Here is a 10,964-nt window from a genome sequence, read left to right as displayed (position 1 = left end):
CCCCCCTGTCACGCAATGGCGCGAAGGCGATGGCTTGTGGATGGGGGCGCAATTCACGCCACGGCGGGCACGATTTCCCACAAAACTCCCAGCAGGCCCCCGGCAAACAGCGCGGCACCCGCACCCTGCGAGGCCTTGGCCAGCTGCTTGTCCTTAGGCAGGGGCATCAGCCCCAGAACGACGAGGCCGCCGGCCATCGCCAGAAAAGAAATTCCAGTCATTGCTCACGTCTCCGGTGGGGAGGCCAGCAATGCGTTCCAGTGGTGAATACCGGGTAAAAACCCCGAGTTACCTGTTGTAAACTTTAACCGGAATTTCCCGCCCGGTTCAGCCCATGCCGGGAAGCTTGAAGCCCGGCGGCAGGCCCATCGAGCCCTGGATGCGCTCCATTTCCGCGCCGCTGGCGGCATCGGCCTTGACCCGCGCATCGTTGAAGGCGGCGGCGACAAGGTCTTCCAGCATCTGCTTTTCGCTCGGCTGCATCAGGCTGTCATCGACGGAAACGCCAACCACGCGGCCCTTGGCCGTGCAGCGGATCTTCACCAGACCGCCGCCGGAAACGCCCTCGACCTCGATCTGGTCAAGCTTGGTCTGGGCTTCGGTCATCTGCTTCTGGATGGTCTCGGCAGCCTGCTGCGCGGCCTTGAGCATCTCTTCCATCGACTTCATGCGTAACGGCTCCGGTTTGCCCGCCCGCGATGGTCGCGGGGCTGGTCCTCTTCAACAAATTCCGCGCCGGGGAAAGCCTTGAGAGCGGCTTCCACCAGCGGCGAAGCGCGCATCGCGGCGTCTTCCGCCTCGCGCGCGGCCTCGGCAATCTCGCGCATGGAGGGCATGGCCTCCCCTTCCCCGCGCGTCACTTCCCAGCGCTCACCCGTCGCACGAAGCAGCCCGTCGCGCAGTTCGCTGGTCGGGTCACCGGGATAGCCTTCTACCAGAGCATAGGTCAGCGAAAGCGGGGCAAAGGCGATGATCCGCACCCAATCGCGCATGATCTGGGCAATCCGCAGCTGGCCGGATTGTTCCACCTTGTCGCAAAGCCCGGCCCAGTCGGTCGAGGCTGCGGGAGCGGCGGCGGCAGGGGCAGAACCGCCACCGGCTCCGGCAGGTGCGGCGATGGCAGCAGCGCCGCGGGCCACGGCATCCTGCAGATGGCGCGCCAGCGTGCCGGGATCGGGCAGGTCGGCAGCGTGCATCACCCGCAACAGCGCCATCTGCGCCGAAGCGAGCGGATCGGGCGCGGACCGCACCTCGTCATGCCCCTTGAGCAGCAATTGCCACAAGCGGTGCAACTGGCCCGGCGAAAGCGCCTGGGCCCATTCCTCGATCGCCGCACGTTCCTCGGGCGAAATGGCATCGGCACCGGTGCGGCCAACCTGCGCCACGGTGATCCGGTGGACGAGGTCCATCTGCGAGCGCATCAGCGAGAGCGGTTCGACCCCCAGCGCAAACTGCGCGTCGACCAGGTCCAGCAGGCTGTTGGCATCAGCAGAGAGCAATGCCCCCAGCAGGCGGCGCTGCGCCGACTTGTCTGCCAGGCCCAGCATGTCCTGCACCTGATCCGGCGTTACCCTCCCCGAACCGCCAAGATCGGCATGGGCAATCGCCTGGTCGAGGATGGAAAGGCCATCGCGCACCGAACCTTCGGCAGCGGCAGCAATCATCGACAGGGCTTCGGGATCGGCGGCCACGCCCTCGGCCTCGCAGACGCGGGCGAAGTGGCTGGCGAGCAGTTCCGCCGGAATGCGACGCAGGTCGAAGCGCTGGCAGCGGCTCAGCACCGTGACCGGCAGCTTGTCCACCTCGGTCGTCGCAAACAGGAACTTCACGTGTGCCGGCGGTTCCTCAAGTGTCTTCAGCAAGGCATTGAATGCATTGCGAGACAGCATGTGGACTTCGTCGATGATGTAGATCTTGTAGCGCGCCGAAACGGCGGCATAGCGCACCGCCTCGATGATCTCGCGCACGTCGTCCACGCCGGTGTGGCTGGCGGCGTCCATCTCGATCACGTCGATGTGCCGCCCCTCGGCAATCGCCGTGCAGGGCTCGCACTGGCCGCAAGGGTCGATAGTCGGCCCGCCCTGCCCATTCGGGCCCACGCAGTTGAGTGCCTTGGCAATCAGGCGCGCGGTGGACGTCTTGCCCACCCCGCGCACACCGGTCATCAGGAAGGCATGGGCCAGCCGGTCGCGCCGGATGGCATTGGCCAGGGTCTGCACCATGGCATCCTGGCCGATCAGTTCGGCAAAAGTCTGCGGACGGTACTTGCGCGCCAGCACGCGATAGGGCTGCGCGGCACTGGTGGTGGTGCTGGTCGCTGCGGCGGGAGCCGAGGCCACGGGGGCGGCTGCCGCAGGTTCCGGGGCGCCGAACATCGATTCCTGTCCCGCCGCCTCCAGCTCGGCGGCAGAGGGCGCGGCCTCGCCTTCAGGCTCTTCGCCGAAGATGTCGGTGGAATCGGTCATCGCTGCCTAGTTAGGCATTCGCCGCCGGATTGTCGAAGGGTGAATCCGCCGCTTTCCGCAGGCCGATGAAAAAGGAGCCGGCCGACCCGCCGCAACCCGTTGTGGCTGCTTCCTTCCGGACCTGACCAGGTTGGCGGACGCAAGCGTCCGACCGACTCCCGGAGGCGCATATGGCTAGAGGCCTGCGATTACGCAAGCCTCAATTCGATCAGCGGAAGTTGTCCGCATAGGCCTGAAGCTTCAGGCGGCGCGGCGGAGTGGCGTGGACGGTGGCGGCAATGCCGTGCTTTTCGGCATAGGCCACGGCCTCTTCCCGGCTGTCGAAGCGCAGGGTCACCTGCGTTTGCGTGTCGCCGGAACCGGCCCAGCCCATCAACGGATCGGGTCGCTTCGCCTCGGCAGGCACGAAATCGAGGATCCACTGGTCAAGCAGGGCCTTGCCAGACTGCATGGCGTTCTTCGGGCGCTGATAGATACGTGCGGGCATGGCGAATGCCCTGCGTCGAATCGGCGGCGGAATCAAGACCGGTTAAACGCGTTCTTCGTCTTCAGGCTCGGCTTTTCCGCCCAGGGCTCGTCGGGCCAGCGGTGCTTGGGGTAGCGGCCCTTCATGTCCTTGACCACATCGCGCCACGATCCGCGCCAGAAACCGGGCAGGTCGCGCGTGGTCTGGAGCGGTTTGCCACCGGGGTCAGTCAGCTTGAGCAGCAGCGGCTGCGGCGGGCGTCCGAAGGTGGGGTGGCGCTCCAGCCCGAACAGTGCCTGGACGCGCAGTTCCACCGATGGGCCGCCGGGATCGTCATAGTCGATGGCATGGCTGGTCCCGGCAGGGCTGGCGAAGCTGGCCGGGGCAAGCTGCTCAAGCGCCTGTTGCGCCGGATAGTCCAACCGCGCGCGCAGGGCGTCGTGAAGCTTCCCGGGATCGAGCTGGTCGAGCCGCCGGCCCAACAGCGGGCCCAGCCAGTCATCGAGGTCTTGCAACAGAGCCGTGTCCGAAAGCACCTCGATACCGGCGTAACGCGCGCGGCGCAGCAGGCTCTCGCTGGCGCGCGAGAGCGGCAACAGCGAAAGCCCCCCTTCGCGCAGCCGGTCGATCAGGAACCGGCGGATTGCGGCGGGATCGGGCGAAGGATCGGGGCCGCTGGCCAGGGTGATCGCGCCCAGCCGCTGTTCCAGCAGGGCCTCCACGCGCCGGTCCGCATCGACCCAGCGCAACGTGGTGCGCCGCTCGATCCGGTGGCCCAGCCAGCGCTGCACCTCTTCGCCGGAAAGGGCGATGGCGCCGGTGATGCGGGCGCCCTTCGCCTCGCCCTGCGCCTCGCCCACGGCAAGCCATTCGGCGCGGACCAGCGACGATGCCGGATCGAGCCGCAGCCCCCTGCCGCCCGCTGCCAGCCAGTGTTCACCGGAAGCATCGCGGCGGCGGGCGATCATGTCCGGAAAGCCTTCCGCCAGGATCGCACCGAGCGGCGGCGCCTCGCCGCTGCCCTGTGCAGATACCTGTGCCGCCCAGCGAGCCGCCAGCTTGCGCGAGGCTTCGGCACGGGGCGAACGATCACGCTGCCAGCGCTCCAGCCGCAGGGCAAGGTCCTCTCCCCGCCCGCCAAGGCCGCGTTCCTGCAGCAGGAGGGCAAGCTGCGCCGCCTCGTCCTCGGCACCAAAGCCGGCCGCGCTGAGCAGCATGTGCGCCAGCCGTGGTTCCAGCGGCAGGGCGGCCATGGCCCGGCCATGCGGCGTAATGCGCCCTTCCCCATCCATGCCGCCCAAGCTTTGCAGCAAGCCGTGCGCTGCGGCCATGGCGGCAGCGGGCGGCGGATCGAGCCAGGCCATCGCCGCCGGATCGCCCGCGCCCCACTGCGCCAGCGTCAGTGCCAGCGGCGCGAGGTCGGAGACGAGGATTTCCGGCGGATCGAAGGCGGGCCGACCGGCATGGGCCGCCTCCTCCCACAAGCGATAGGCCGTGCCCGGCCCCTGCCGAGCCGCACGACCGGCGCGCTGGGCCGCTGCCGCCTGCGAGGCGGTGTGCGTGACCAGCCGGGTCACACCCGCAGCCTTGTCGAACTCTGCCCGCCGCGAAAGCCCGGCATCGACCACGACCGAGACGCCATCGAGCGTCAGCGAGGTTTCGGCAATCGCCGTGGCGAGCACGATGCGCCGGCGTCCTTCCGGGTCACGGCGGATAGCGGCGCGCTGGGCGGCGGGCTCGCACTGGCCATGCAGCGGCAGCACCAGCGCCGATGGCAAGCGCTCGGCCAGCCGCTCGCGCGTGCGCTCGATCTCGCCCACGCCGGGCAGGAAGGCCAGCACGTCGCCCGCCTCCTCGCGCCAGGCGGTCTGGATGGCGGAGGACATGGCATCTTCGATCCGCAGTTCGGGCCGCGAACCCAGCCAGCGGATGGCCAGCGGGTGGGCCTTGCCCTCGCTCTCCACCACCGGGGCATTGCCCAGCAGGCTGGCAAACCGGGTGCCGTCTATCGTGGCTGACATCACCACCAGCCGCAGGTCGTTGCGCAACACCTGCTGGCTTTCGATGGCCAGCGCCAGGCCAAGGTCCGAATCGAGGTGCCGCTCGTGCGCCTCGTCGAACAGCACGGCAGAGGTGCCCGAAAGCTCCGGGTCCTTGAGGATCGTGGAGACGAAGATCGCCTCGGTCATGACGAGAACCCGCGTGCGGGCCGATCGCCTGCTGTCGAGCCGGGTAAGGTAGCCCACCGTCTCGCCCGCCTTCTCGCCCAGCAGTTCCGCCATGCGTTCCGCCGCAGCGCGTGCGGCGACCCGGCGCGGCGACAGGACAATGACCTGCCCGGTGCACCACGCCTCACCCAGCAGGGCTGGGGCAACGGCCGTGGTCTTGCCCGCACCCGGCGGGGCGATGAGCACGGCGCTGCTGCCCGCCGAAAGGGCGGCAAGCAGGCGGGGCAGCACGGCATGGATCGGCAGGCTCACCCGCCCGCCCTAGCGCCTGCAATGGCGCGTGGAAAGCGACCGGACGGGCCGCGGGGAAGACCTGCCCGCGACCCGCCCTTCACGCCATGCGATCAGTGCGTGACCAGCCGCAGGTGCCGGCCGGCGATTTTCCGGCTCGCCCGGCGATAGCCTTCGCGATCCTTCTGCAAGGCGGCGATCCGCAGCCCTGCCACGCCGGACCGGTCCATCGCGCGCTGCCAGCCCGAGAATTCCTCGAGGCTGAGGCCATAGCGTTCGATCACCTCGTCGATGGTCAGCATGCCGCTTTCCACCGCCGCGACGACCTGCGCCTTGCGATGAGCCACCCAGCGGGTGGTATCGGCCGGCGGAAGCATGTCGGGTGTAAGGAGCCGGCTGTCGGGTCCGACGATGCCGGTGGGACGGGAGTTGTGGTATTCAATCATGTGCTCGGACTTTCGACTGTTGGTCTGTGGGTCCCCCTGAGCACTTCCGACCTTCCGTTTTCGTGGTTAAGATTGAGTCAATTCGCCACGCGAACCATCGCGCAAAACCCACGGTTTGCGCCGGTCCGAGGCCTTGCGGCGATAAGGTGCGGGCACGCCCGGGCGGTCAGGCCGGGGCGGTGAACCAGCGCCGTTCGAACCACAGGGCGAGGTTGACCAGCGCGATCAGGGCCGGAACCTCGATCAGCGGCCCGATCACCGCGGCAAAGGCCACCGGCGAGGATAGGCCGAAGGCGGCAATGGCCACCGCGATCGCCAGTTCGAAGTTGTTCGATGCAGCCGTGAAGGAGAGTGCGGCGGTGCGCGGATAGCCTGCCCCGATCGCCCGCCCGCAGGCAAAGGCGATGACGAACATCACCACGAAGAACAGCGCCAGCGGCAGGCCGATGCGCAGGGCATCGAGCGGCAGGGCAAGGATCTCTCCCCCCTTCAGGCTGAACATGGCAACGATGGTGAACAGCAGGGCAGAGAGCGTCAGCGGCCCGATGGCCGGGAGGAAGCGGCCCTCGTACCATTCCACGCCGCGCGCCTTTACCAGGGTGCGCCGCACAAGGAACCCGGCCAAGAAGGGCACGCCAAGGTAAGTCAGCACCGCCTTGGCAATCGTCGCGAATTCGATGTTCACGACATGCGCCTCCAGCCCGAACAGCGGCGGCAGTACCGAGAGGTAGAACCACGCGTAAGGCACGTAGAACACGATCTGGAACAGCGAATTGAAGGCCACCAGCCCGGTGACATATTCGGCGCTGCCCCGCGCCAGCTGGTTCCACACCAGGACCATGGCGATGCACGGTGCGATGCCGATCAGGATCAGGCCGGTGAAATATTCCGGCTTGTCGGGCAGCAGCAGCGCGGCCAGCGCGAACATGAAGGCCGGGGCAACGATCCAGCACAGGAAGAACGAGAGGGCGAGGATGCGGCGATCCCGGAAAACCTGCCCCAGTTCCTCGTAGCGGACCTTGGCGAGCGGCGGGAACATCATCAGGATCAGGCCGATGGCGATCGGCAGGCTGGTCGATCCCACCGACATTGCGCCAAGCGCGACCGGCACTGCCGGGACCAGCGAGCCGAGCGCGATGCCCAGCGCCATCGCGGCGAAGATCCAAACCGTGAGATAGCGGTCAAGGAACGAGAGCCGCGCGCGCGGCGCCTCCAGGGCGAGACTAGCCATCAGTCAGTTCCTTCCATCTGCCCGATGCGGGCAAGTTCGGCGGCCAGCGCAGGCCGCTCCATCGTTTCGAACGGCAGGTCCAGCAGGGCCCGCACACGCATTTCCAGCCAGCGCCAGGTCTGTTCGAAGGCGGCGTCGACTTCGGCTTCATCGCCTTCGACATCGGCCGGATCGGGCAAACCCCAATGGGCCTTCAGCGGCGCGCCCATGAACACCGGGCAGCTTTCGCCCGCCGCATTGCCGCAGACGGTGATCGCCAGATCGACCGGCGGGGCACCGGGCCCGGTGAATTCGTCCCAGCTCTTGGAACGAAATGGCGAACCATCGATCCCCTTGCGCGCCAGCAGCCGCAGCGCGCCGGGATGTGGCTGGCCCTTCGGACGGCTGCCGGCGCTGTGCGCGACGATACGGCCCCCGCCAAGCTGGCCAAGAATCGCTTCACCCAGGATCGAGCGCGCCGAATTGCCGGTGCACAGCACCAGCACGCTGAACGGCCTTCCGGTCATGCTGGCGGCCTTTCAGCAGCAGGATGACTTGGCGGGCTGGGCCACCTGCGGCGCGCAGCAGGCGTCTGCCGCAGCATTGTCCGATGCAAGCCCCGCAAAGTCCGGGCTTTCGCCATAGACCGTGCTGTCGCCGGTGGTGTGGAAGGCTTCCCAGACCACGCCATCGGGATCGGCGATCCAGCTCTTTTCCGAGCGGGCATAGCAGCAGGTGGTTGCGCCCTCTTCCATGACCGGGCCGCCGGCCGTCTTAAGCCGGCCATAGACCTCTGCCAGTTCCCCGGCATCGTCCACCTGCAGTCCCAGGTGTTCGATCCCCTTCGCCGCTCCGCACTTCCGGGAAATGGCGAAGTTGATGCGCGGATCGTCAAGCATCCACTTGGCATAGTCCGCCTTGGTGACCGTCGGCTGCGCGCCGAACAGGCCGGAATAGAAAGCGATAGAGCTATCGAGGTCCGCCACCCCGACGTGAACGTGAAAGCGCTTCATGCTGCATCCTTTGCTTGGGAAACGGGAGGAACGCAGGAGGCTGCCGGCGCGCATTCGCCGCCGCCGCAGCAATTTTCCATCAGATAGGCAAGCACGTCGTTCATCGCGGCATAGTCCGCCGAATAGATGATCGAACGGCTCTGCCGCCGCTGCGAGACGAGGCCGGCATTGGCCAGCTGGGCCAGGTGAAAGCTCATCGACGAAGCCGGCGCGCCAACCGCTTCTGCCAGTGCGCCTGCCGGCATACCTTCCGGCCCGGCCTGGACCAGCAGGCGGAATACCGCGAGGCGGTTTTCCTGCGCCAGCGCGGCAAGCGCCTGGATAACGGTGGCTGCTTCCATGATTCGGCTTTCGATATTTCTATGATTATCGAAATATCGAAATGAGAGGCGCTGTCAAGCCGTGTCACCTGTCCGGCATCCGGTCTGGAGGGGCTTTCCTACAGGGCCGCGCTTCTGTCACACTGCGGACATGCCTCGACCTCCCGGCAGCGCGGTGCGCAGCCAAACCATTTCCCCCGCCCACACCCAGGCCGCGCCCAGAGCGCGGCCTTCGTGCATCCGGGCCGGATTTTTTTATTTACCGCGAACCCCTGGCCGCAATTCCGGCGTTTTTGCGTGTGAATTCAGCGTGATGGGATTTGGACGCGAGGTTTACACGGTGTCAACCTTGTCAACCTCAACCCATGACAAGGCAGGGGCCGCAACGGCCTCAGAAGCGGCGCGAAACCGCAAATTCGGCGGCTTCCGCCATGGCACTGCGCGCAGGACCGGCCGGGAAGCCGGCGATCGAATCGATGGCGCGCTGCGCGAAGTGGCGGGCGCGATCGCGCGTGGCCGAAACCGTATCGTACTTGGCGAACAGGCGGCGCGCCTCGGCAAGGTCGGCATCGGTGTTGCGGAAGCCGGCGATGGCATCCTGCCAGAACTGGCGTTCCTCGGCATTGCCGCGGGCATAGGCCAGGATCACCGGCAGGGTCATCTTGCCTTCGCGGAAGTCGTCGCCCTGCCCCTTGCCCATTTCGGCGGCGTCCGAATCGTAATCGATGGCATCGTCGACAAGCTGGAAGGCCACGCCAAGGTTGCGGCCATAGGCATCGAGCGCCAGCTCTTCCGCCTCGGACTTCTCGGCGACCACGGCGGCGATGCGGGTAGCGGCGGCAAACAGCGCGGCCGTCTTGGCGCCGATGATGTGGAGGTAATGCTCCTCGCTCGTCTCGATCCGGCGGGCGGCAGTCAGCTGGTCCACCTCGCCCTCGGCGATCACCGAGCTGGCTTTGGACAGGATCTTCAGCACCTTCAGGCTGCCGTCCTCGACCATCAGCTCGAAAGCGCGGGTAAACAGGAAATCGCCCACCAGCACGGTGGCCGGATTGCCGAAGACGATATTGGCCGTTTCGCGCCCACGGCGCAGGTCCGATCCGTCGACAACATCGTCATGCAGCAGCGTGGCGGTGTGGATGAACTCCACCGAGGCGGCCAGCAGGTGGTGGCGCGTGCCGTGGTAATCGCACAGTTCCGCGCCCGCGACGGTAAGCATCGGCCGCATCCGCTTGCCGCCGCCGGCAATCAGGTGGCCGGCCAGCGCGGGGATCAGCGGGATTTCGCTCTGCATGCGATCAAGGATGATCGCGTTGACCGCGTTCATGCCCGGTGCCGTCAGGGCCAACAGCGGGGCCAGCGAGGGTTCTGCATTGCGCGGACGCAGCGGGACGACATCGGCAGTCATGCAGCGGCCCTAGCGATTGCGCGGCCTGCAAGGCAAGTGCAAACCGGCTCTTGGCGTTTGCCATTTTCGCATGCTAGCGCAGCCGCGATGTCCGAAAACGCACCCGATCCCGCGCTCGCCTCATTCCGCTCCAGCATCGACAATATCGATGCCGCGCTCGTCCACATGCTGGCCGAACGCTTCCGCATCACCAAGGCCGTCGGCGCCTACAAGGCGGAAAAAGGCTTGCCCGCCAGTGACCCGGGGCGCGAGGAACGCCAGATCGCCCGTCTGCGCGCGCTTGCCGAAGAGGCGCAGCTCGACCCGGATTTCGGCGAAAAGTTCATCCGTTTCGTGATCGAGGAAGTCATCCGACATCACGAAAAGGCAAAATCCGGCGGCTAGTCGCCGGTCAACTGGGGGGTCTGCACATGAACTTGAAGGCAATTGCTGGTTCGGCGGCGCTGATCGTGTCGCTCAATGCTCCGGCCATCGCACAGGACAGCGCCGGCACAAGCGCGGCCACCGCCCCGGCGGCAGAGGCCGCCGCGCTCGATCCCGAGCGGCTCGCAGCCGCACGCATTGCCGCTGCACGCCTGTTCCCTGACGGCACCTTCGTGCGCATGATGGCCAGCACCGACGGCATGATGAAGTCGATGATGGGCCAGATGGACCAGATCCCGGTTGCGGATTTCGCAAGGATCGGCGGCATCCCCGAAGCCGAACTCGCCAAGCTGCCCAAGGCGAGCCTCAACGAGATGATGGCGATCCTCGACCCGGTGTTCGAACAGCGGATGCTGACGATGACCAGCGTTATGATGAAGGAAATGGGCCGGATCATGACGCCGATCGAGCCCGGCTACCGCGAAGGGCTCGCCCAGGCCTATGCCAAGCGTTTCAGCGCGGGCGAACTGGCCGAGATGAACCGCTTCTTCGCCACGCCGGCGGGCAGTGCCTATGCTGCGGATTCGCTGATCCTGATGATGGACCCGGCGGTGATGAGCAAGATGATGGAATTCATGCCCATCATGATGAAAGAAATGCCCGGCATCCTGAAAACGGCAGAGGCCGCCATGGCCGATCTGCCGAAAATGAAGACCCCGGCCGAGCTCAGCCCGGCAGAGCGCAAGCGCCTGGCTCAGCTTATGGGCGTGCCGGAATCTCAGCTCGGCAAGGGAAGCCGCAAATAAGGCGGGCG

13 protein-coding genes and 1 other RNA gene are annotated in these 10,964 nt (G+C 66.8%); 2 read left to right on the top strand and 12 right to left on the bottom strand.

Annotated elements, in window-relative coordinates; all coding sequences use genetic code 11:
* Positions 1-53: 53 nt before the first annotated feature.
* From C0V78_RS14825 to C0V78_RS01210, 12 genes are all read right to left on the bottom strand, one after another.
* Complete coding sequence (locus tag C0V78_RS14825) at positions 54-221, bottom strand: hypothetical protein (RefSeq protein ID WP_158241446.1); 168 nt, start codon at positions 219-221, stop codon at positions 54-56.
* 106 nt (positions 222-327) lie between these two features.
* Positions 328-669 (bottom strand): YbaB/EbfC family nucleoid-associated protein, encoded by a 342-nt coding sequence (locus tag C0V78_RS01260; protein WP_101796071.1) that lies wholly within the window; start codon positions 667-669, stop codon positions 328-330.
* Positions 666-2,465: a DNA polymerase III subunit gamma/tau gene (locus tag C0V78_RS01255; RefSeq protein ID WP_101796070.1), complete on the bottom strand. Its 1,800-nt coding sequence runs from the start codon at positions 2,463-2,465 to the stop codon at positions 666-668. The genes C0V78_RS01260 and C0V78_RS01255 overlap by 4 nt, the downstream gene beginning before the upstream one ends.
* Before the next feature lie 67 nt (positions 2,466-2,532).
* Positions 2,533-2,627: signal recognition particle sRNA small type (gene ffs / locus C0V78_RS01250), an RNA gene on the bottom strand.
* Positions 2,628-2,673: 46 nt separating this feature from the next.
* The gene (locus C0V78_RS01245) at positions 2,674-2,952 is read right to left on the bottom strand and encodes an ETC complex I subunit (RefSeq protein WP_101796069.1); all 279 of its coding nucleotides are present in this window, start codon (positions 2,950-2,952) and stop codon (positions 2,674-2,676) included.
* Positions 2,953-2,984: 32 nt separating this feature from the next.
* Positions 2,985-5,411, bottom strand: a complete 2,427-nt coding sequence (gene hrpB / locus C0V78_RS01240) for an ATP-dependent helicase HrpB (protein ID WP_101796068.1) — start codon at positions 5,409-5,411, stop codon at positions 2,985-2,987.
* Between the two features lie 92 nt (positions 5,412-5,503).
* Positions 5,504-5,836, bottom strand: a complete 333-nt coding sequence (locus C0V78_RS01235) for a DUF1153 domain-containing protein (RefSeq protein WP_101796067.1) — start codon at positions 5,834-5,836, stop codon at positions 5,504-5,506.
* A gap of 166 nt (positions 5,837-6,002) precedes the next feature.
* Entirely contained in the window at positions 6,003-7,067 is a 1,065-nt protein-coding gene (gene arsB / locus C0V78_RS01230; protein WP_101796066.1) for an ACR3 family arsenite efflux transporter, read from the bottom strand.
* Complete coding sequence (locus C0V78_RS01225; RefSeq protein WP_101796065.1) at positions 7,067-7,573, bottom strand: arsenate reductase ArsC; 507 nt, start codon at positions 7,571-7,573, stop codon at positions 7,067-7,069. The genes arsB and C0V78_RS01225 overlap by 1 nt, the downstream gene beginning before the upstream one ends.
* A gap of 12 nt (positions 7,574-7,585) precedes the next feature.
* Positions 7,586-8,059 (bottom strand): ArsI/CadI family heavy metal resistance metalloenzyme, encoded by a 474-nt coding sequence (locus C0V78_RS01220; RefSeq protein WP_101796064.1) that lies wholly within the window; start codon positions 8,057-8,059, stop codon positions 7,586-7,588.
* The gene (locus C0V78_RS01215) at positions 8,056-8,400 is read right to left on the bottom strand and encodes a helix-turn-helix transcriptional regulator (protein ID WP_101796063.1); all 345 of its coding nucleotides are present in this window, start codon (positions 8,398-8,400) and stop codon (positions 8,056-8,058) included. Before C0V78_RS01215 ends, C0V78_RS01220 begins: the two co-directional genes overlap by 4 nt.
* Before the next feature lie 370 nt (positions 8,401-8,770).
* A complete protein-coding gene (locus C0V78_RS01210; RefSeq protein WP_101796062.1) occupies positions 8,771-9,787 on the bottom strand; it encodes a polyprenyl synthetase family protein in 1,017 nt (338 codons plus the stop codon).
* A gap of 87 nt (positions 9,788-9,874) precedes the next feature.
* On the opposite strand from C0V78_RS01210, the gene C0V78_RS01205 reads away from it, so the two are divergent.
* Together C0V78_RS01205 and C0V78_RS01200 are read left to right on the top strand one after the other, a co-directional pair.
* Positions 9,875-10,171, top strand: a complete 297-nt coding sequence (locus tag C0V78_RS01205) for a chorismate mutase (RefSeq protein ID WP_101796061.1) — start codon at positions 9,875-9,877, stop codon at positions 10,169-10,171.
* 26 nt (positions 10,172-10,197) lie between these two features.
* On the top strand, positions 10,198-10,956 hold the full coding sequence (locus tag C0V78_RS01200; protein WP_101796060.1) for a DUF2059 domain-containing protein: 759 nt from the start codon (positions 10,198-10,200) through the stop codon (positions 10,954-10,956).
* The last annotated feature ends 8 nt before the right edge of the window (positions 10,957-10,964 follow it).

The sequence above is a fragment of the Novosphingobium sp. TH158 genome, assembly GCF_002855555.1.
In the GTDB taxonomy this organism is placed as follows: Bacteria; Pseudomonadota; Alphaproteobacteria; order Sphingomonadales; family Sphingomonadaceae; genus Novosphingobium.
The sequence above is the reverse complement of the archived record's forward strand: the minus strand, read 5'-3'. Positions and strand labels throughout refer to the sequence as shown.

Bases quoted from the DNA above. Each gene is read 5' to 3' on its own strand.
- C0V78_RS01215 (WP_101796063.1), bottom strand. From the start codon at position 8,400: ATGGAAGCAGCCACCGTTATCCAGGCGCTTGCCGCGCTGGCGCAGGAA.
- C0V78_RS01245 (WP_101796069.1), bottom strand. From the start codon at position 2,952: ATGCCCGCACGTATCTATCAGCGCCCGAAGAACGCCATGCAGTCTGGC.
- C0V78_RS01255 (WP_101796070.1), bottom strand. From the start codon at position 2,465: ATGACCGATTCCACCGACATCTTCGGCGAAGAGCCTGAAGGCGAGGCC.
- arsB (WP_101796066.1), bottom strand. From the start codon at position 7,067: ATGGCTAGTCTCGCCCTGGAGGCGCCGCGCGCGCGGCTCTCGTTCCTT.
- C0V78_RS01205 (WP_101796061.1), top strand. From the start codon at position 9,875: ATGTCCGAAAACGCACCCGATCCCGCGCTCGCCTCATTCCGCTCCAGC.
- C0V78_RS01220 (WP_101796064.1), bottom strand. From the start codon at position 8,059: ATGAAGCGCTTTCACGTTCACGTCGGGGTGGCGGACCTCGATAGCTCT.
- C0V78_RS01260 (WP_101796071.1), bottom strand. From the start codon at position 669: ATGAAGTCGATGGAAGAGATGCTCAAGGCCGCGCAGCAGGCTGCCGAG.
- C0V78_RS01225 (WP_101796065.1), bottom strand. From the start codon at position 7,573: ATGACCGGAAGGCCGTTCAGCGTGCTGGTGCTGTGCACCGGCAATTCG.
- C0V78_RS01235 (WP_101796067.1), bottom strand. From the start codon at position 5,836: ATGATTGAATACCACAACTCCCGTCCCACCGGCATCGTCGGACCCGAC.
- C0V78_RS14825 (WP_158241446.1), bottom strand. From the start codon at position 221: ATGACTGGAATTTCTTTTCTGGCGATGGCCGGCGGCCTCGTCGTTCTG.
- C0V78_RS01200 (WP_101796060.1), top strand. From the start codon at position 10,198: ATGAACTTGAAGGCAATTGCTGGTTCGGCGGCGCTGATCGTGTCGCTC.
- C0V78_RS01210 (WP_101796062.1), bottom strand. From the start codon at position 9,787: ATGACTGCCGATGTCGTCCCGCTGCGTCCGCGCAATGCAGAACCCTCG.